Source organism: Streptomyces sp. Da 82-17 (assembly GCF_046098215.1).
Taxonomy (GTDB): Bacteria; Actinomycetota; Actinomycetes; order Streptomycetales; family Streptomycetaceae; genus Streptomyces.
The window spans coordinates 260,302-279,505 of record NZ_JBJURH010000008.1; the positions used below are offsets into that span (position 1 = coordinate 260,302).

At 72.4% G+C, this 19,204-nt stretch carries 18 protein-coding genes and 2 tRNA genes; 10 read left to right on the forward strand and 10 right to left on the reverse strand.

All coding sequences use genetic code 11. From position 1 onward, the window contains the following. The first annotated feature begins 51 nt into the window (after positions 1–51). Positions 52–1,200 carry a DUF475 domain-containing protein gene (locus ACIDOF_RS16670; RefSeq protein ID WP_409006647.1) on the forward strand — a complete coding sequence of 383 codons (1,149 nt, stop codon included), beginning with the start codon at positions 52–54 and terminating at the stop codon, positions 1,198–1,200. Positions 1,201–1,304: 104 nt separating this feature from the next. After that, a complete protein-coding gene (locus ACIDOF_RS16675; protein WP_409006648.1) occupies positions 1,305–2,051 on the forward strand; it encodes a Tellurium resistance in 747 nt (248 codons plus the stop codon). Positions 2,052–2,079: 28 nt separating this feature from the next. Here the strand turns inward: ACIDOF_RS16675 and ACIDOF_RS16680 are convergent, their stop codons facing one another. Beyond that, on the reverse strand, positions 2,080–2,952 hold the full coding sequence (locus ACIDOF_RS16680) for a TerD family protein (RefSeq protein WP_409006649.1): 873 nt from the start codon (positions 2,950–2,952) through the stop codon (positions 2,080–2,082). 186 nt (positions 2,953–3,138) lie between these two features. Here ACIDOF_RS16680 and ACIDOF_RS16685 point away from each other — a divergent pair, with 186 nt between their 5' ends. From ACIDOF_RS16685 to ACIDOF_RS16695, 3 genes are read left to right on the forward strand one after another with little or no spacing between them, the layout of a single operon-like run. Then, the gene (locus ACIDOF_RS16685) at positions 3,139–4,314 is read left to right on the forward strand and encodes an HpcH/HpaI aldolase/citrate lyase family protein (RefSeq protein WP_409006650.1); all 1,176 of its coding nucleotides are present in this window, start codon (positions 3,139–3,141) and stop codon (positions 4,312–4,314) included. Positions 4,315–4,361: 47 nt separating this feature from the next. Continuing rightward, on the forward strand, positions 4,362–6,884 hold the full coding sequence (locus ACIDOF_RS16690) for a phosphoribosyltransferase (RefSeq protein WP_409006651.1): 2,523 nt from the start codon (positions 4,362–4,364) through the stop codon (positions 6,882–6,884). Next, on the forward strand, positions 6,881–7,699 hold the full coding sequence (locus ACIDOF_RS16695) for an HAD family hydrolase (protein ID WP_409006652.1): 819 nt from the start codon (positions 6,881–6,883) through the stop codon (positions 7,697–7,699). The genes ACIDOF_RS16690 and ACIDOF_RS16695 overlap by 4 nt, the downstream gene beginning before the upstream one ends. Here ACIDOF_RS16695 and ACIDOF_RS16700 read toward each other — a convergent pair. The 4 genes from ACIDOF_RS16700 to ACIDOF_RS16715 form a co-directional block, all read right to left on the reverse strand. Beyond that, positions 7,611–8,303: a DedA family protein gene (locus ACIDOF_RS16700; RefSeq protein ID WP_409006653.1), complete on the reverse strand. Its 693-nt coding sequence runs from the start codon at positions 8,301–8,303 to the stop codon at positions 7,611–7,613. The genes ACIDOF_RS16695 and ACIDOF_RS16700 overlap by 89 nt on opposite strands. A 68-nt stretch (positions 8,304–8,371) precedes the next feature. After that, a complete protein-coding gene (locus ACIDOF_RS16705; RefSeq protein WP_409006654.1) occupies positions 8,372–8,593 on the reverse strand; it encodes an FmdB family zinc ribbon protein in 222 nt (73 codons plus the stop codon). A gap of 41 nt (positions 8,594–8,634) precedes the next feature. After that, complete coding sequence (locus ACIDOF_RS16710) at positions 8,635–9,192, reverse strand: DUF4383 domain-containing protein (protein WP_409006655.1); 558 nt, start codon at positions 9,190–9,192, stop codon at positions 8,635–8,637. Positions 9,193–9,351: 159 nt separating this feature from the next. Then, the gene (locus ACIDOF_RS16715) at positions 9,352–10,755 is read right to left on the reverse strand and encodes a hypothetical protein (protein WP_409006656.1); all 1,404 of its coding nucleotides are present in this window, start codon (positions 10,753–10,755) and stop codon (positions 9,352–9,354) included. Between the two features lie 176 nt (positions 10,756–10,931). Between ACIDOF_RS16715 and ACIDOF_RS16720 the strand changes: the two genes are divergently transcribed. After that, positions 10,932–11,003 (forward strand) — tRNA-Val (locus ACIDOF_RS16720). A gap of 109 nt (positions 11,004–11,112) precedes the next feature. Here ACIDOF_RS16720 and ACIDOF_RS16725 read toward each other — a convergent pair. Continuing rightward, positions 11,113–11,187, reverse strand: a tRNA-Trp gene (locus ACIDOF_RS16725). 281 nt (positions 11,188–11,468) lie between these two features. Here ACIDOF_RS16725 and ACIDOF_RS16730 point away from each other — a divergent pair. Further along, complete coding sequence (locus tag ACIDOF_RS16730; RefSeq protein WP_409006657.1) at positions 11,469–13,529, forward strand: FAD-dependent oxidoreductase; 2,061 nt, start codon at positions 11,469–11,471, stop codon at positions 13,527–13,529. 124 nt (positions 13,530–13,653) lie between these two features. Beyond that, complete coding sequence (locus ACIDOF_RS16735; RefSeq protein ID WP_409006658.1) at positions 13,654–14,199, forward strand: PadR family transcriptional regulator; 546 nt, start codon at positions 13,654–13,656, stop codon at positions 14,197–14,199. A gap of 16 nt (positions 14,200–14,215) precedes the next feature. Here ACIDOF_RS16735 and ACIDOF_RS16740 read toward each other — a convergent pair whose 3' ends face one another. Beyond that, a complete protein-coding gene (locus tag ACIDOF_RS16740; protein ID WP_409006659.1) occupies positions 14,216–14,578 on the reverse strand; it encodes a hypothetical protein in 363 nt (120 codons plus the stop codon). A gap of 105 nt (positions 14,579–14,683) precedes the next feature. On the opposite strand from ACIDOF_RS16740, the gene ACIDOF_RS16745 reads away from it, so the two are divergent. Next, positions 14,684–14,929, forward strand: a complete 246-nt coding sequence (locus ACIDOF_RS16745) for a DUF2277 domain-containing protein (RefSeq protein WP_409006660.1) — start codon at positions 14,684–14,686, stop codon at positions 14,927–14,929. Between the two features lie 63 nt (positions 14,930–14,992). Here the strand turns inward: ACIDOF_RS16745 and ACIDOF_RS16750 are convergent, their stop codons facing one another. Then, positions 14,993–15,625, reverse strand: a complete 633-nt coding sequence (locus ACIDOF_RS16750; protein ID WP_409006661.1) for a DedA family protein — start codon at positions 15,623–15,625, stop codon at positions 14,993–14,995. Positions 15,626–15,903: 278 nt separating this feature from the next. Between ACIDOF_RS16750 and ACIDOF_RS16755 the strand changes: the two genes are divergently transcribed. After that, a complete protein-coding gene (locus ACIDOF_RS16755) occupies positions 15,904–16,455 on the forward strand; it encodes a superoxide dismutase family protein (protein ID WP_409006662.1) in 552 nt (183 codons plus the stop codon). On the opposite strand, the gene ACIDOF_RS16760 is transcribed toward ACIDOF_RS16755, so the two are convergent. Further along, entirely contained in the window at positions 16,442–16,882 is a 441-nt protein-coding gene (locus tag ACIDOF_RS16760; protein WP_409006663.1) for a DoxX family protein, read from the reverse strand. The genes ACIDOF_RS16755 and ACIDOF_RS16760 overlap by 14 nt on opposite strands. A gap of 62 nt (positions 16,883–16,944) precedes the next feature. After that, positions 16,945–19,104, reverse strand: a complete 2,160-nt coding sequence (locus ACIDOF_RS16765) for an FAD/NAD(P)-binding protein (RefSeq protein ID WP_409006664.1) — start codon at positions 19,102–19,104, stop codon at positions 16,945–16,947. Positions 19,105–19,204: the final 100 nt, after the last annotated feature.

Consider the following 19,204-nt stretch of genomic DNA (forward strand, 5'->3'; position numbering starts at 1 on the left):
CGTACTCGTCGCGGGCGCGGGTACGCCCCGTACACAACGATTGGGTAGCCAGTGGTATTGAGAACCTTCGGCTGGTCGTTCGCGGTCACCGCGCTCGGCCTGGTCGCAGCGGTGTTCATCGGGGGGTGGCAGGCGTTCGGGATCGTGGCGATCCTGTCGATCCTCGAGATCTCGCTGTCCTTCGACAACGCGGTGGTCAACGCCGGAATCCTGAAGAAGATGAATGCCTTCTGGCAGAAGATCTTCCTCACGGTCGGCATTCTGATCGCCGTCTTCGGCATGCGGCTGGTCTTCCCCGTCGTCATCGTCGCCATCAGCGCCAAGATCGGGCCCATCGAGGCCGTCGACCTGGCGATGACGGACAAGGACATGTACCAGCAGCTGGTGACCGACGCGCACCCGTCGATCGCCGCGTTCGGTGGCATGTTCCTGCTGATGATCTTCCTCGACTTCATCTTCGAGGACCGCGACATCAAGTGGCTCGGCTGGCTGGAGCGCCCGCTCGCCAAGCTCGGCAAGGTCGACATGCTGTCGGTCTGCATCGCGCTCATCGTCCTGCTCGTCACCTCGATGACCTTCGCGACCCAGGCCCACCAGCACGGCGGCGCCCACGTCGACAAGGCCCAGACGGTGCTGATCTCCGGCATCGCCGGTCTGATCACGTACCTCGTCGTCGGCGGTCTCTCCGGCTACTTCGAGAACAAGCTGGAGGAAGAGGAGGAGCGCGAGCACGAGGAGGAGGAGCGCGCCGCGCGTGAGGGCAAGCCGAAGTCGGCCGTCGTCCTCGCCGGCAAGGCCGCGTTCTTCATGTTCCTCTACCTCGAGGTCCTGGACGCCTCGTTCTCCTTCGACGGCGTGATCGGCGCCTTCGCGGTCACCAACGACATCGTCCTGATGGCGCTCGGCCTCGGCATCGGCGCCATGTACGTCCGTTCGCTGACGGTCTACCTGGTCCGCGAGGGCACCCTCGACGACTACGTCTACCTGGAGCACGGCGCGCACTACGCGATCGGCGCCCTCGCGCTGATCCTGCTCGTCACGATCCAGCACGAGATCCCCGAGGTCATCACCGGCTCCATCGGCGTCATCCTGATCGCCTGGTCGTTCTGGTCCTCGGTGCGGCGCAACAGGCGGCTCGCGGCCGCCGAGGGCGACGGCCCGAGTTCCGACGAGAAGACCGAGGTCTCCTCCGGGGTGTGACCCGGAGCAGGTTGAGGGAACGCTCTAGCGGGGCGGTCACGAGGTGCGGAGCCTCGGACCGCCCCGCTGTCATGCAGACGAGCCATCGAGAGTTGGGGGGCGGGATGTCCTTCTGGGAAGGGCTGTGGAGAGGCCGCAACACGCAGTTCGAGTCGGGGAACGCGGCGACGAACTCCATCGAACTCACCAAGCGCCGTCCGTCCGTGTCCCTCACCAAACAGGGCGCGGCCACCGGCAACCTGCGCGTCAACCTGTCCTGGCGGATGCGCACGTCGGACATCGAGGGGCGGTCGAAGCGGAGCGGACGCGGGATGCTCAGGCAGCCGCTGAAGATGTTCCAGCCCGATGTGGTGCAGGCCCACACCCAGGGCATGGTCAATGTGGACCTGGACCTGGGCTGCCTGTACGAGATGACCGACGGCGCGAAGGGCGTCGTCCAGCCCCTGGGCAGCTTCTACGGCGACCTGAACGCGCCGCCGTACGTGAAGCTCAGCGGGGACGACCGCTTCGGCTCGGCGTCGGGCGAGACGCTGTACGTCAACCTCGACTACCGCGAGTCCATCAAGCGCCTGCTGTTCTTCGTCTACATCTACGACCAGACCCCGGCCTTCGACCGTACGCACGCCAAGCTCACGCTCTATCCGGGCAACGGCCCGCGGATCGAGATCGAGCTGGACGAGCACGCCCCGCAGGCCCGGTCCTGCGCGGTGATCTCGGTGGAGAACGTCAAGGGCGAGCTGGTCGTGCGCCGCGAGGTGAAGTTCGTGTACGGCTTCCAGGCGGAGCTGGACCGGCTGTACGGCTGGGGCCTGCAGTGGGGGCGGGGCTACAAGGCGAAGGCCGACAAGTAAGGCCGACAAGTGCGCCGCCGGGCCGGTGTCAGCGGCCCAGGAACTGCGGGCCCTGCGGGGGCAGCGTGAAGTTCGGGTCGGGTGCGGCGGCCGGCTGCGGGTAGCCGTACCCGCCCTGCTGTGCGGCGGCGGGCTGCGGATAGCCGTACCCGCCCTGCGGGGCCGAGACCGGCTGCGGGTAGCCGTACCCCGGCGGGGCCGCGGCCGGGGGATGGCTCGGCGGCTGCGGATAGCCGTATCCCGGGGCGGGGGCCGCCGTCGGGGCGGGCGGGGCCGTGGTCGGGGGGAGGGCGGTGTGCTGGGTCGCGGCCTCGGGGTCGGCGCCGGGCTGCGCGGCCTCGGCCTCGGACTCGTCGACGGAGATCCCGAAGTCGGTGGCGAGGCCGACCAGGCCGTTGGAGTAGCCCTCGCCGAGCGCGCGGAACTTCCAGGTGTCGCCGCGGCGGTAGAGCTCGCCGGCGATCAGCGCGGTCTCGGCGCCGGTCTCGGGCTTCACGTCGAAGTACGCGTACGGGTCGCCGTCCTGGGGCGCCGCCGCGTCGTACAGCGAGATGCGCAGTCCGCGTACGTGCTCGAAGGGGACGCCGTCCGCCGATGCCACGATCAGGATGCGGTCGACCTCGGACTCGACTCCGGCGAGGTCGGCCTGGACGGAATCGGTCAGTCCGTCGGCGACGCGCTTCTTGCCGAGGCGCCAGACCGTGCCGGAGGGGTGCCGGGGCTGGTTGTAGAAGACGAAGTCCTCGTCGGACCGGACCCGGCCGTCGGCGCCGAGGAGCAGCGCCGAAACGTCGATGTCAGGGGCTCCCGAGCCGGCCGGACCGGGGGTCCAGCGCAGCACGGCCCGCACGGCCGTGGCCTCCAGCGGGACGTTCGACCCCTTCAACATCGCGTGCGTCATGCGGGTCATCCTGCCTTCCCGGCCGGTGCGCGGACAACGCGGGGGGCGTCGGCGGGGCGCGCTCCGCTCGCGCGAGACATGAGGGGGTTACCGGAATTTCATGCGAGCAGGGAACCCCTGACATGCTCGTTTACGTACTATTACCGGCCACATCTTGTCGGCTGGTTGTCTATAACGGGGAGTCTCATGCGTCATTTCGGGCACATCGCGCCTGAGATCCGGAAGCGTTTGTTCCACACGGAACCCTGTGACTTCACCGCGGACTCCCCGGCCTCGCTCCTGTCGGTCGCCCTCGGCGCCACGCTGTACTCGCCGGCGACCCGGCCCCGCCTCGCCGAGGACATCGGCAAGCAGGCGGGGCGGGGCGTGGCCTCGATGGTGCTGTGCCTGGAGGACTCCATCGACGACGCGGACGTCGTCGCCGCCGAGGAGAACCTCGTCGCCCAGCTGGCCGCCCTCGCCGCCGGCGACCCCGCCGACGACGGCCGGCTGCCGCTGCTCTTCATACGCGTCCGGCACGCCGCCCAGATCACCGATCTCGTCCGCCGGCTCGGCCCCGCCGTCCGCATCCTCTCCGGCTTCGTCCTGCCGAAGTTCACCGAGGAGCGCGGCGTGCCCTTCCTGGAGGCGCTCAGCGCCGCCGAGGCCGCCTGCGGACGCCGGCTCTTCGCGATGCCCGTCCTGGAGTCGCCCGAGCTGCTGCACCTGGAGAGCCGCGCCGAGACGCTCATCGGCATCGCCCGCACCGTCGACAAGTACCGGGAGCGCGTCCTCGCCCTGCGCCTCGGCGTCACCGACTTCTGCTCCGCGTACGGACTGCGCCGCCAGCCCGACATGACCGCGTACGACGTGCAGATCGTCGCCTCCGTCATCGCCGACGTCGTCAACGTCCTGGGCCGCGCCGACGGCACCGGGTTCACCGTGACCGGGCCCGTCTGGGAGTACTTCCGGGCCCAGGAGCGGATGTTCAAGCCGCAGCTGCGCGCCAGCCCGTTCTCCGGCCGTGCCGAGGAGCTGCGGGCCGCGCTCATCGAGCACGACATGGACGGGCTGCTCCGCGAGATCGGCCTCGACCGCGCCAACGGACTGCTCGGCAAGACCTGCATCCACCCCTCGCACGTCCTGCCCGTGCACGCCCTCTCCGTCGTCAGCCACGAGGAGTTCAGCGACGCCCAGGACATCCTGCGGCCCGAGCGCGGCGGCGGCGGAGTTCTGCGCTCCACCTACACGAACAAGATGAACGAGGTGAAGCCGCACCGCGCCTGGGCCGAGCGGACCCTGCAGCGCGCCAAGGCCTTCGGCGTCGCCAACGAGGACGTCGGCTTCGTGGAACTGCTCACCGCGGGCCTCCCCGCCACCTGAACGAGCCCGGCGAAGAGCACCGGCAGAGAGCACGAGCAGGGACGAACGTGACGTACGCAAGCGACAAGAGGGACACGAACAACGTGGTGTGGTCGGGAGAGTGGGTCGCCGAGCGGCTCGGGGTCGAACTGGACGGCGACGAGCGGCTGAGGGAACTCCTCGGGCTCGCGCTGCGCCGCAATCCGAAGCGGGCCCACCTGCTCGTCTCCCACGTGCTCGGCAAGCACGTCCCGCAGTCGCCCGCCGTGGTCTGGCGCTCCGGGCACGACCTCGGCGTACGCGTCCGTGAGCTGCTCGGCGACGACGAGGCGCGCCGCTCGATCGTCCTCGGGTACGCGGAGACCGCCACCGGACTCGGGCACTCCGTCGCCGACGGCCTCGCCCTCGCCCCGTATCTGCACTCCACCCGGCGGCCCGTGCCCGGCGTCGCGCGGGCCGGCGGCTTCGAGGAGTCGCACTCGCACGCCACCTCGCATCTGCTGCTCCCCGAGGACCCCGAACTCCTCGCCGGGGACGGCCCGCTGGTCCTCGTCGACGACGAGTTCTCCACCGGCAACACCGTCCTCAACACCATCCGCGCCCTGCACGAGCGCTACCCGCGCCGCCGGTACGTGATCGTCGCCCTGGTCGACATGCGCTCGCCCGCCGACCGGGGCAGGCTCGACGAGTTCGCCGCCGAGATCGACGCCCGCGTCGACCTGATCGCCCTCGCCTCCGGGACCGTACGGCTGCCCGAGGGCGTCCTCGAACGCGGGCAGCAGCTGGTCGCCGAGCACGAGCCGGCCCAGGTGGCCGTGCCGGTCCAACGGGACGGGCGGCGGCCGGTGCGCGTCGGGCTGGACTGGCCGGCCGGGGTGCCCGACGGCGGGCGGCACGGCTTCACCGCCGCGCACCGCGACCGCCTGGAGGCCGCCGCGCCCGCCCTGGTCGAGCAGCTCGCCGCCGCGCTGCCCACAGACGCCCGCCGCGTCCTCGTCCTCGGCTTCGAGGAGTTGATGTACGCGCCGCTGCGCCTCGCCGTCGGCCTGGAGGAGCGGCTCGCCGGACAGGGCGCCGAGGTCCGGTACTCCACGACCACCCGCTCGCCCGTCCTCGCCGTGGACGACCCCGGCTACGCGATCCGCAGCCGCCTCGTCTTCCCGGCGCACGACGACCCGGCGGACGGGCCCGGCGACCGGTACGCGTACAACGTCGCGGGCGGCGGCTTCGACACCGTCGTCGCCGTCGTCGACTCCGCCGCCGACACCCCGCAACTGCACGCCCCCGACGGCCTGTTGGCGCAGCTCGCCCGGCACGCCGAGCACGTCCTGCTCGCGGTCGTCCCGTCCCACGCCCCCGGCGCGCAAGCCGTCGGGGGCGCCCCCGCAGAGGCTTCCGAAGACGCCTCCGAACGGCAGGAAAACCCCAGCATGCTGCCCGAACCCCTGCGCGGCCCCGCCTTCTCCTCGTACGCACCGGACGAGGTCGGCTGGCTGCTCCAGGACCTGTCCGACGTACGGCTCGAAGCGCCCACCGAGGAGCGCGAGGAGGCCATCCAGAGCGGCGGCGCGCACTACGCCGAGTCGCTGCCGGTCGAGTACCAGCCGAGCGAGCAGTACCAGCAGCTGTTCAAGGCCGCCCTGGAGACGTCCGCCGCGCGCATCGCACAGGCCGTCGGCGTCGTCACCGAGACCGTCCTCGCCGAGCGGTCGCAGCGGCCCGTCCTGGTGTCCCTCGCCCGCGCCGGCACGCCCGTCGGCGTCCTGATGCGGCGCTGGGCGCAGCACCGGCACGGCCTCGACCTGCCGCACTACGCGGTGTCGATCGTGCGCGGCCGCGGCATCGACGCCAACGCCCTGCGCTGGCTCGCCGCCCACCACGACCCGGCCGACGTCGTCTTCGTCGACGGCTGGACCGGCAAGGGCGCCATCACCCGCGAACTCGCCCAGGCCGTACGGGACTTCGAGGACGGCGGCGGGGCCAAGGGCTTCGACCCGGAGATCGCCGTGCTCGCCGACCCCGGCTCCTGCGTCCGCACCTACGGCACCCGCGAGGACTTCCTCATCCCCTCGGCCTGCCTCAACTCCACCGTGTCCGGGCTCATATCGCGCACCGTGCTCCGCGCCGACCTGGTCGGGCCGGACGACTTCCACGGCGCGAAGTTCTACCGCGACCTCGCCGGAACCGATGTCTCCGGCCACTTCCTCGACACCGTCGCCGCCCGCTTCGACGAGGTCGTCGAGGCCGTGGACGCCCAGGTCGAGGAGGTGCTCATGGCCGACCGCGCGCCCACCTGGGAAGGCTGGGCCGCCGTCGAACGGATCAGCACGGAGTACGGCATCAACGACGTGAACCTGGTCAAGCCGGGCGTCGGCGAGACCACCCGGGTGCTGCTCCGCCGCGTCCCGTGGAAGATCCTCGCCCAGCGCGGCGCGGGCGCCGACCTCGACCACGTCCGCCTGCTGGCCGAACAGCGCGGCGTCGACGTCGAGGAGGTGGACGGACTCCCGTACAGCTGCGTCGGGTTGATCCACCCCCAGTACACGCGGGGCGCGACCGGCGCCGACGGCAAGGCGGTGACCGGCAAGTGAGCACCCTCGTCGCCAGCGACCTCGACCGCACGCTCATCTACTCCGCGGCGGCCCTGCAACTCCCGATGCCCGACGCGGAGGCCCCCCGCCTGCTCTGCGTCGAGCTGTACGAAGGCAAGCCGCTGTCGTTCGTCACGGAGGACGCGGCCGAGCTCCTCGCCGAGTTGTCCCGCCGCACCGTGTTCGTACCGACGACGACACGCACCCGCGCGCAGTACCAGCGCATCAACCTGCCGGGCCGCGCCCCGCGGTTCGCGATCTGCGCCAACGGCGGCCACATCCTCGTCGACGGCGCCTCGGACAAGGACTGGCAGCGGCAGGTCGCCGCCCGCCTGGCCGCCGAGTGCGCCTCGCTCGACGAGGTCCGCGCCCACCTGGTGGCCAGTGCCGACGCGTCGTGGCTGCTGAAGGAGCGGGTCGCCGAGGACCTGTTCGCGTATCTGGTCGTCGAGCGGGCGCTGCTGCCCGACGGCTGGGTCAAGGAGCTGTCGGCCTGGGCGGAGGAGCGCGGCTGGACCGTGTCGCTGCAGGGCCGGAAGATCTACGCGGTGCCGAAGCCGCTGACGAAGAGCGCCGCCATGCAGGAGGTGGCCCGCCGCACCGGAGCCGGCCTCACCCTCGCCGCGGGCGACTCGCTCCTCGACGCGGACCTGCTCCTCGCCGCCGACCGCGCCTGGCGCCCGGGCCACGGCGAGCTCGCCGACTCCGGCCTGACGGCGCCGAACCTCACCGTTCTGCCCGAGCGCGGGATCGCGGCGGGGGAGCGGATCCTGCGGGAGTTCCTGTACGCGGCAGGTCCCGGCCGGACGGTCTGACGGCCCGCACGATCCGGAGCACCACGAAGAGCACGACGGCCGCGGCGGCTCCGCCGAGGACGACGGTCGAGTACGTGGAGACGTACTCGGCCACCTTCGTCCAGTTCTCGCCGAGGAGGTAGCCGGCGAGGACGAACAGGGTGTTCCAGATCGCGCTGCCGAGCGTCGTCAGCCACAGGAACGTGGGCAGTGGCATCCGCTCCACGCCCGCGGGCACGGAGATCAGGCTGCGGAAGACCGGGATCATCCGGCCGAAGAACACGGCTTTCGTGCCGTGCCGGGCGAACCACTGCTCGGTCCGCTCGATGTCGGCGACCTTGACCAGCGGCAGCTTCGCGGCGACGGCGACCGTACGGTCCCGGCCGAGCAGCGCGCCGACGCCGTACAGCGCGAGCGCGCCGAGCACCGAACCCGCGGTCGTCCAGAACAGGGCGGCCGCGAGGTTCATCTGCCCGGTGCTCGACGCGAACCCGGCGAGCGGCAGGATCACCTCGCTGGGCAGCGGCGGGAACAGGTTCTCCAGGGCGACGGCGAGTCCGGCCCCGGGTGCTCCGAGGGTGCCCATGAGGGCGTCGATCCAGCCTGGCGCGGTGCTCTCGATCATGCGGGCAGGCTAGGGAGCGGAGGCTGAAGGGGAGCTGAAGTCGCTCCCGGGCTGCTTCCCCGTGGGCGTCAGCCGCAGCAGCCTCCGCCGCAGCAGCCGCCACCGCCGCCGGACGCGGGGGCGGGCGCCGGGCCGGACGAGGCCGTTCCGCCGACGGCGACGGTCGAAAGCAGCTTCACCGTGTCGTCGTGCCCGACGGGGCAGGCGGCGGGGTCGGAGGACTCGGCCATGGGGCGGCTGAGCTCGAAGGTGTCACCGCAGGTCCGGCAGCGGAATTCATAGCGAGGCATGGGGAAAGGTTAGCGCTGCGCTTTCCCCGGAGTGAGTCTGTTCAGCTCTTGCCCCGGCTCAGCTCGGCCTGGGCGACCGCGCGCTCCTCCCGCTCGGCCTGTTCCGGGTGCCGGGCCCGCCAGTACGGGTTGTCGTGCGGGAGGGCGCTGCCCACGCGCCCGTACATGCCGAAGACCATCAGCATGATCCCGACCACGAAGCTGAAGAGGACGTTCTGGATCCGGAACGCCAGGAAATTGAGGCTCGTGTCGAGCAGCGCGAGGTTCGCGAACCCGCTGAGGATGAACGCGACGCCCACGATCATGTTGAGCGTCGAGGCGAAGTTGCCGCCGATCACCATGCCCGCGAAGAGCAGCAGCCCCACGCAGATCGACAGCACGCTCAGCGCGCCGTTGGTGTTGAGGCCGGCGACCGTGTCGCCCCGGGTGTCGAAGAACCCGACCTTGTCGATCAGGCCGAGGATGCCGAACGCGAGCAGGACGAGCCCGGTGAGGCCCGCGCCGACCCGGTAGACCTTGCTCAGACGGTGGTCGACGGGAAGGTGCTCGTCCAGCCTGATCCGCCGCCGGGTGGGGTGGAGCACTGCGTGCGTGGCCATGTCCGCCTCCCTTGGGTGTACGGAGGCCCTCACTCCGTACGGAGGCCCCGCTCCGTCCGGAGACCGGTCGCGGGCGCGGATGAGCACCCGCCTCCTACCAGCATCCGCCTCAGCCGCCGCTGATGCCACATCGCAGGTGCACCCGCCACTGCGCTGCGCCTACGCGCCCGCGCCGCCCCGCTCCTGCCGGATCTGCGCGACGACACCGGCCACCGTGTTCCGTACCGCTTCCGTCTCCGTCAGGAAGTGCCAGTAGTCGGGGTGGCGGCCCTCGTCGAGCGTGGCGACGGCGCGGTCCAGGCGTACGACCGCGTCGTCCAGGGGGCGGGCGTGCCGCGGGTCGGGCGTGCTGCGGCCGGCCATGGCGAGGCGCTGCGCGTCCCGGATCGCGAAGCGGGTCCGCTCGATCTCGTCCTGCGGGTCCTTCGCGACGGCGTTGAGGCGCCGCAGCCGCTCGCCCGCCGCGGAGACCGCCTCGTCGGTGGAGTTGAGGAGCGCCCGCACCGTGCTCAGCAGGGCGGTGGCGTCCGGCCAGCGCTGCTCGTCCCGCGCCCTGCGGGCCTCGGCCAGCTTCAGCTCGGCCTGCTTCACGGCGTCGGCGGCCTGGTCCGGCACCGACTGCAGGTCCTGCCAGCAGGCCGCCGTGAACCGCCGCCGCAACTCGCTCAGCACCGGCTCGACCTGCGCGGACCGCGTCGTCAGCGCCTGCGCGCGGGTGCGGAGGGACACCAGGCGCCGGTCCGTCTCCGCCGCCCGCTCGGGCAGCCGCTCTGCCTCGGCGCGCACGGCCTCGGCGTCCCGCAGCACCCGGTCGGCGCGCTGCAGCGTCTCGGGCACGCCGTGCCGGCCCGCGCCCTGGTTGAGCTTGGTCAGCTCCGGGCCGAGCGCGGCGAGCCGGGCCGCCAGGTCGTCGGCGCGCAGGCCCGAGCCGCGCACCGCGTCGAGAGCCGTGCTGGCGGCGAGCAGCGCCTGCCGGGCCCGCTCGACGGCCGGTGCGAGCCGGGCCAGTTGCGTCTCCGCCTTGTCGAGCAGCGGGCCGAGGCTCTGCCCGAACCGGTCGAGCTCCTGCTTGACGCGAACCAACTCGTCCCGGGCGCCGGTCAGTTCGCCCCTGGCGCGGCTCGCGACCGAGGCGTCCAGGTCGTCCCGGTCCAGGTCGTGGGCGTCGACCGCCGTGATGTAGCGGTGGCTGACCTCGTCGATGCGGCGGCCGAGCGCCTCGAAGTCGGCGGCGACGCGGCGGGCGCCGGGGGAGCTGTCGACGGCCGTGATGGTCTCGATGGAGATCCGCAGATCCCGCTGGGCGGTGTCCAGTTCGTAGAACGCGGCCGCCGCGGCGTCCTTGGCGGCCTGCGCCTCGGCCCGCGCGCTCTCGCCCCGGCCGCCGAACCAGCGCCGCGTCCCGCCTCCGGCGAAGGCGGCCGGAAGGGCGGCGGCGAGCAACGGCAGCGGCAGCAGCGCCAGTCCGACCGCGTCGCGCAGCGCTCCGGCCCGCCGGCGCGGGCGGGCCGGGGGGCGAGGAGTGACCTGCTGCGCGTACGGCCGCGGTGGTGTCGCCGTCACTTCTCACTCCCGTGCTGTCGTCCGCCCGGCCTGGGACTCGACCCGGCCGAGGCCGGGCCGCCATTCTCCCACCCGATGAAGACGAACACACGGGCCGTTCAGTTTGCCCGCACGTGCCTCGCATACGGGTTTGCAGGGCACCGCCGTCGGCAGGGTAGGCTGTCGACTCGTGTCCAGGGCGCGTAGCTCAGGGGTAGAGCGTCGCCCTTACAAGGCGAATGTCGGCGGTTCGAAACCGTCCGCGCCCACCGGGTAGAACCTGGAACGACCTGGAGGAAGCCCCGCACTGTCAACGGTGCGGGGCTTCTCGCAGTTCCGGGGCCGCGCCGGGGGGGGGAGGCGCCGGGGCGTGGAGTGGGTGGGCGGCCGGATTCGAACCGGCGTCCTCGCGGTTTTGGAGACCGCGCGCGTCGACCTCTGCGCTACACCCGCCCGCCGGGATCCTAGCGATCATGCGGCCGTGCTGTCCGCCCGGTCTCCCGCTTCCCTGCCGCTGACCTTCCCTGAACTTCCCTGACCTCCCCTGACCTTCCCTGAACTTCCTTTGCCCGTACGGGGTTTGCGGGCGCGGGTTCGTGTCGGGGTCGGCTGCGGGCGGCTGGGTCCCGGGAGGGCGTACTGACGGGTGCGCCACAGTCTTATGCAACTTGTTGCACAACCCTCTCCCGGTGGGTTACAACAAGCTCGACCGCATCCCCACCAGGAGGCCCCCGATGAGCCCGAGCCCCAGCTCCAGCCCGTATCCGCACCTGCTGCAGCCCCTCGACCTCGGGTTCACGACCCTGCCGAACCGCGTGATCATGGGCTCGATGCACGTCGGCCTCGAGGAGGCCGAGCGTGGCTTCGAGCGGATGGCGGCGTTCTACGCGGAGCGGGCCAAGGGCGGCGCCGGGCTCATCGTGACCGGCGGCATCGCCCCGAACGAGGCGGGCCGGCCGTGGGCGGGCGGGGCCAAGATGACCACGGCCGACGAGGTCGCGCAGCACGCCGTCGTGACCGAGGCCGTGCACGCCGCGGGCGGCCGGATCGCCATGCAGATCCTGCACTTCGGGCGGTACGCCTACCACGAGGACCTGGTCGCGCCGAGCCCGATCCAGGCGCCGATCAGCCCCTTCGTGCCGAACGAGCTGACGGGGGACGAGGTCGAGCAGACCGTCGAGGACTTCGTGCGCGCCGCCGAGCTCGCCAAGCAGGCCGGGTACGACGGCGTCGAGATCATGGGCTCGGAGGGCTATCTCCTCAACGAGTTCATCGTCGCCGCCACCAACCGCCGCACCGACCGCTGGGGCGGCTCGTACGAGAACCGGATCCGGTTCCCCGTCGAGATCGTGCGGCGGACCAGGGAGCGGGTCGGGCCCGACTTCATCCTGATCTACCGGCTCTCCATGCTCGACCTCGTGCCGGGCGGCTCGACGTTCGACGAGGTCGTCGCCCTCGCCAAGGAGATCGAGGCCGCGGGCGCCACCATCATCAACACCGGCATCGGCTGGCACGAGGCGCGCATCCCGACCATCGCGACCTCCGTGCCGCGCGGCGCGTACGCCTGGGTGACCAAGAAGGTCATGGGCGCCGTGTCCGTGCCGCTGGTGACCAGCAACCGCATCAACACCCCCGAGGTCGCCGAGCAGTTGCTCGCCGACGGGCACGCCGACCTGGTCTCGCTCGCCCGGCCGTTCCTCGCCGACCCGGAGTTCGTGGCCAAGGCCCGCGAGGACCGCGCCGAGGCCATCAACACCTGCATCGGCTGCAACCAGGCCTGCCTGGACCACACCTTCAACCTGCAGATCACCTCCTGCCTGGTGAACCCGCGGGCCTGCCACGAGACCGAGCTGGTCCTCGAACCGATCACGGAGATCCGCCGCCGCAAGCGCATCGGCGTGGTCGGCGCCGGGCCCGCCGGGCTCGCCTTCGCCGTGTCGGCCGCCGAGCGCGGGCACGACGTCACCCTCTTCGACGCCGCCGACCGGATCGGCGGGCAGCTCAACCTGGCCCGCAAGGTCCCGGGCAAGGAGGAGTTCGACGAGACGATCCGCTACTTCCGCACGCAGCTCGAACTCCGGGGCGTGGACGTCCGGTTGAACACCCCCGTCACCGCCGAGGAGCTGACGTCCGGCGCGCACGGTCCCGCGTACGACGAGATCGTGATCGCGACCGGCGTCAGCCCGCGCACGCCCGAGATCCCCGGCGTCGACCACCCGCGGGTGGTCAGCTATCTGGACGTGCTGCGGGACGGGGCCGAGGTCGGCGAGCGCGTCGCGATCGTCGGCGCGGGCGGCATCGGCTTCGACGTGGCGGAGTTCCTCACCGACAGCGGGGAGCAGGCGAGCCTGAACCCGGCGACGTACTTCGAGCAGTGGGGCGTCGACATGGACTACCGCGACCGGGGCGGGCTGCGCGCGCCCGAGCGGCCCGCGCCGCCGCGCCAGGTGCACCTGCTGCAGCGCAAGGCCAGCAAGGTCGGCGCCGGGCTCGGCAAGACCACCGGCTGGATCCACCGCACCGAACTGCGCCACCGCGGCGTCACGATGGTCGCCGGGGTGTCGTACGAGCGGATCGACGACGCGGGCCTGCACATCGGCGTCGACGGCGCCACGCAGGTCCTCGACGTGGACACCGTGGTCCTCTGCGCCGGTCAGGAGCCGCGCCGCGAGCTGTACGACGCGCTGCTCGCGGCCGGGCAGTCCGTGCACGTCATCGGTGGTGCGGACGTGGCGGCGGAGCTGGACGCGAAGCGTGCGATCAAGCAGGGCACGGAGCTGGCCGCGCAGATCTGAGAGCCAGGCCGGCCCCGGCCGGTCCACCGGCTGGGCCGGCCTCCGTGCGTGCGCGGAGCGGGCCGGTCCCGTCCGGCAGGCCGGCACCGTCCGGCGGGTCGGCCGCCTCCATAGGATGCGGGGCATGTCCCTCCCGTACGCCATTCTCACCGCCCTTCTGGAGAAGCCCTCTTCCGGTCTCGAACTGACCCGCCGTTTCGACAAGTCCATCGGCTACTTCTGGTCCGCGACGCATCAGCAGATCTACCGCGAGCTCGGCAAGCTGGAGGTCGCCGGGCTGATCCGCGCCCTGCCCGCGGGCCGGCCGACCCGGGGGCAGCGCAAGGAGTACGAGGTGCTGCCCGCCGGCCGCGACGAACTCACCGCGTGGGTCGCCAAGGAGGAGGACCCGAAGCCCGTCCGCTCGGCGCTGCTGCTGCGCATGCGGGCTGCCGCGGTTGTCGGCCCGCAGGGGCTCGAGGACGAGTTGCGCCGCCATCTCGCCCTGCACGAGGAGCAGTTGAGGGAGTACGAGCAGATCGAGGAGCGGGACTTCCCGGCCGGGCGGGACGGGGCGCAGGACCGGCTGCGGCATCTGGTGCTGCGCGGCGGGATCGAGCTGGAGACGTTCTGGATCGGCTGGATCACCGAGGCGCTCGACGCCATGGAGAACCTGCCCGAGCAGGACTGACGGGGTCGTCGGACCGTCAGTCCCGTATGCCCTCCTGGGCGTGCCGGCCGTACTCGCCGCCCTTGACGTGCTTCAGGCGCATGCGGTGGTCCACCAGCTCGGGGCCGGAGAACTCGCTCCAGTACCGATGGCAGGTGACGAACACCGCCAACTCCCGTTCCCGCTGCCGGAGTTTCTCCACCTCCGCCTGCTCGTCGGCGCTCCAGCCCGGGGAGGCGGGACGCTCCACCTTGCGCCAGCCGGCTATGTCACTGAAGCCGTCGAGGGGCGTGACCGACCAGGGGAGCCGCTTGAGCAGAGCCAGAAGCTCGGCCCGGACCTGATGCAGCTCCTCCTGACCTGCGAGGAGGTCTTCGGGGAATTCAAAGGTCTCAGCCACGACCGCAATGCTACGCCTGTTCGAATTGCGGAAGCGAGATTCATCGCGGCAAGCTCACCCGAACGTGTGTTCCTCGATGGGGGTCCGTTGCTGCAGACTGTTCGTATGTGCCGAAGCATCAAGACCCTCCGTCCGCCGGCCATCCCCGAAGAGGCCACCCAAGACGAAGTGCGCGCCGCCGCCCTGCAGTACGTCCGCAAGGTCTCCGGCTTCCGCGCGCCCGCCGCCCACAACAGAGAAGTGTTCGACCGGGCCGTGGACGCGGTGGCCCGGGCGACCCAGGAGCTTCTGGACGATCTGGTCGTGCGCGGCCAGAAGCCGCAGCCCGCGGCGGCGGCCGCCCAGGAGTAGGCGGCGACAGCCCGGGAGTGGGCAGCTGCCGCCCAGGAGCAGCAGGCGGCGGTCGCGACCGGCTCAGCGCGTGCGCGGGCGCCGCATCAGGTAGCCCGCGCCGGTGCCCGCCGCGAACAGGGCGAGCAGCGAGACGCCCGTGGCGAGCCAGCCCGCGCCGAACCAGTGCCCGCCGAAGTACCCGAGCCCCACGCTGTACGCGGCCCACGCCACCCCGGCCGTGAGCGACCAGGGCAGGAACTCGCGGATCGCGCGATGCGCCGCGCCCGCGCCGAGCGAGACCACCGAGCGCCCGGCGGGAGCGAAGCGTGCGACGACCACGAGCGCGCCGCCGCCCCGCGCGAGCGCGGCGCCGAGCCGTTCCTGCGCGACGGTGAGGCGGCGTGAGCGGGCGATCGCGCGGTCCAGACGAGCGCCCCCGCGCCACGCCAGGCGGTACGCGGCGAGATCGCCGAGCACCGACGCCAGGGCCGCGCAGCCGCCGAGCAGCAGCAGGTCGGGAACCTGATGGGCCATGCGGTCGGCCGCTGCGGCGCCCGCGGCACCCGCGGCGCCGGATCCTGCGGTGGCGGTGGCCGCGGTGACCACCAGAAGCCCGCTGGGCAGCAGCGGAAGGAAGACGTCGAGGACGATGGAGGCGGCCACGATGGCGTAGATCCAGGGACTGCCGGTCAGCAGCCCCACACTGTCGAGCACCCTTACTCCCTGACTCCCCGGTTCCTGCACAGAGCTGCGACCGTCGTGTCGCGGGGAGCGGCAGGGGCGGCCTGTCAGACAGCTGTACAGCGTACGCCCGGCACTTCGGGAGGAGTCCGGCGGGTGCGCCCCAACCGCTTCGCACAGGCCTCGCACACCCTCACGCCCGTTCACCCGCGTGCCGCTTCCGGTGCGACACCCGGCGCCCCGTTCCCGTACGAACGAGAAGTACGGGCCCGAGGGGCCGAGGGCGCACGGTGAGGGTGAGGAAGAGGGCGATGGTGGCAGGGATGGTCGCCGCGGCGAGCGCGGCGGCGGTGCTGATGGCGGGCGGCGGCCCGGTGCCGGGCGAAAGTCACATGGTGCGCGCCGCAGCGGACTTCGCGCCGCCGAACGCGTTCATCGCGTCCGACGCGAAGACGTACGACATGAGTCTCGTGCCGGCGGGCGCGCACATCGAGGTGACGCAGGTGACGGGGCCGACGGGCAACGTGGTCACGCTCAAGGTCGACGGCCTGAAGCCGGACCGGCCGTACGGCGTGCATGTGCACCAGAAGCCGTGCGGCGCGCAGCCCACGGATGCGGGCGGCCACTACCAGCACCGCAAGGACCCGGTGCAGCCGTCCACGAACCCGGCGTACGTGAACCCGCGCAACGAGGTGTGGCTCGACTTCACCACGAACCGGAGCGGAACGGGGGCGGCGGCCTCCCGGCACGGCTGGAACTTCCGTGCCGGAGAGGCCGCCTCGGTCGTGCTGCACGCCGAACACGGCGGAGCGGGCGACCGGTTGGCGTGCTTCAGCGTCCCGTTCGCACCTACGCGGGCGTGAGGTCGGCCTCGGTCCGGCCGGACCTGTCGGCCGCGGCGGTGCTGCGGCCGACGAGCCGGTCCAGGCCGAAGGCCCCGGAGCCGGTGAAGACGAGGAGCAGGAACGCCCAGCAGAACAGCGCGGCGCTCTCACCGCTGTTCTCCAGCGGCCACAGGCCCATCGGCTGGTGCACGGTGAAGTAGGCGTACGCCATCGAGCCCGAGGCGAGGAACGCGGCCGCGCGGGTGCCGAGGCCGATCAGGACGAGGCCGCCGCAGACGACCTCGATCAGCGCGGAGAAGCCGCTGGGCCAGCTGAGGGGGGCCGTGGTCTCGCCGCCGAGGACGCCGAAGAGCTTCGAGACGCCGTGGCAGGCGAACAGCAGGCCGATCACGATGCGGAAAAGCCCCAGGGCGTACGGCTGTGCGCTGTTGAGGCGTTCGTTCATGGGGGGACTCCTTCGTTCGGTCGGGGGACGGCAACCGATCGGAGGCCACAGGTTAGGCAGACCTAATCAATACTTGCAAGTTCAACATTCGGTCGTCCTTCGCGCCCCGGTCCCGCCTCCGCTTCCGCTCCCGACCTCGCCGCGCGCCCGGCTCCCGGCGCCGCGCCGGAGGCCGTACGCAGCACCGCTCGCGCCACCGCGTCCGCGTCCGAGAGGGTCACCGAGTCGACGCCGGGGCGTGCTCCGGCGGCCGTCACCCAGTGCACTCCTTCCGTGGGGACGCCGAGCGCGAAACGTGCCGGGTGCGCCCGGCCGAGCGCGTCCACCACCAGGTACGGGCTCGGCGTCACATCGAGGCCGCCCGTCTCGTGGTCGTCCACCACATGCGGCCGACAGCCACCGGACGCGAGCAGCTCCGCCAGCAGCGCGTCCCCGGTGCGCCGCAGATCCACCTCCGGCAGCCGCGCCTCGATCAGCGTCCCCGCGCACACCTCGGAACCCGGCACGTCGGGGGAGTGCGCCGTGAACCCGTCCGCCCCGGCGCGCACCTCCATGCGCGGGCCGACCACGTCGAGCACGCCCGCCTCGACCAGCGCCGTCATCTCCTCGATCCGGCGGCGCGGCGGCCCGATCGACAGGAACGCGTTCAGCGGCGTGTACCAGCGGTCCAGATGCTCCCGCCGCGAACGGCCCCCGATGCCCCGGTGGTCCACGACGAGCCGCAGCTCGTTGCGCAGGTCCCGCAGCACGTCGAGGGCGGCCTTGACCGGGCCCGACACATTGCCGAGCGCGGCCTGCGCGGCGTCCTCGCGCAGCTGCCCCAGGAGCCAGCCGCGGAAGTGCTCCGGACCCGCGAACTCCACGCCCTCGTACGGCTCGGCGATGCGGGACCAGGACCAGCGGGCGGCGGGCGGGAAACCGAACTCGTCGAGGACGTCGGCCTCTTGGGGCGAGCCGTGCGCGGTGGCGAGGAACCGCTCGCGGAACGGCTCGGTGGGGCGTCCGTCGGCGCGGAGCCGCGCCTCGTAGTGGACGGTCTCGACCTCCTTGGCGACCAGCGGCCAGATCTCGTCGAGGAAGTCCGGCGGATCGCCGTCCGCCGCGCGCTTCCGGAAGCCCTCGATCACGGTCCCGGTGAGCACCATCGGCTCGTGCCTGCCGTACGCGCCCTTCTCGTTGTCGCCGCGCGCCTGGTACGGGACGCCGCGCCGCGAGCCCGCGTACAGCCGCGGTTCACGGCCCGACGGGAGATACGCGAGGCCGCCCTCCGGGCCGGGGACGAAACGGCCGCCGCGGCCCGAGGTCAGCAGGGCCATGTGGTCGAAGAAGTTGAGGCCGAGTCCGCGCAGCAGGACGGGCGAGCCGGGCTCGACGGACGAGAGGTCCAGGTCGGCCGGGTTGGCCGGCGGGACGTAGCGCAGTCCGTGGCGCGCGGCGTGGTCCGCGAGCCGCTGCTGCGCCGGGCCGCCGGTCGCCGGAAGGTGCCCCTGGGCGAGGACGACGGCGTGCAGGCCGACGAGTTCGGTGCCGTCGTCGAGGGTGAGGCGCTGGGCGGCGGAGCGCGGCGCGGGGTGGGCGACGTCGGGGCCGGACGCGAGGTCGGCGGGGCGGGATGCAGGACCGAAGGCGCCGGGGCGGGGCGCGGGCTCGGGGCGTTGGCGGGGGACGAGCGGGGCGTCCGCCGGAGCCGTCTCGTCCGTCAGCCGGACCGCGCGGGCCCGGTGCACCTCGACCCGGATCTGCCCGGGGGCCCGCCGCAGCACCTCGGCGAAGACCCACTCCAGGTAGCGGCCGTACTCGGCGCGGGTCGGGTAGGCGTCGGGGCCGAGCTCCGCCGAGTCCGGCGCCTCAGGGTGCGCGTCCGCCCCTGCGCCCCGGCCTCCGGATGCCCATGCGTGCAGGCTTGGCCCCGGGCGTATCGGGCCCTCGCAGGTCACGCTCTGGTCGGTGAAGAGGGTGACCTGGGAGGCGACGGTGTTCATCAGGAGCTCGTCCGACTGTGCGGTCCGCCACACCTGGCCCGCGCCGGGCGGCGCCGGGTCCACCATGTGCACCGTGAGCCGGGCGTCCGGAGGCAGGAGTTCCGGGGCGGACGCGCACAGCCGTTCCAGGACGCTGGTGCCACGCGGCCCCGCGCCGACGACGGCGACGGAGAGATGTGCGGTCGCGGACAAAGGTGCAACTCCCGGGGCGGATGGGCGATATGAGGCTCCTGTGACCATCGCTGCCGGGGCGTTCGGCGTGACCGGAGTGCTGGAAGCGGATGGTCCGGCTCATCATGCCGCCGGATCGGGATCTGTCGAACCCCTGGACGAGCCAACC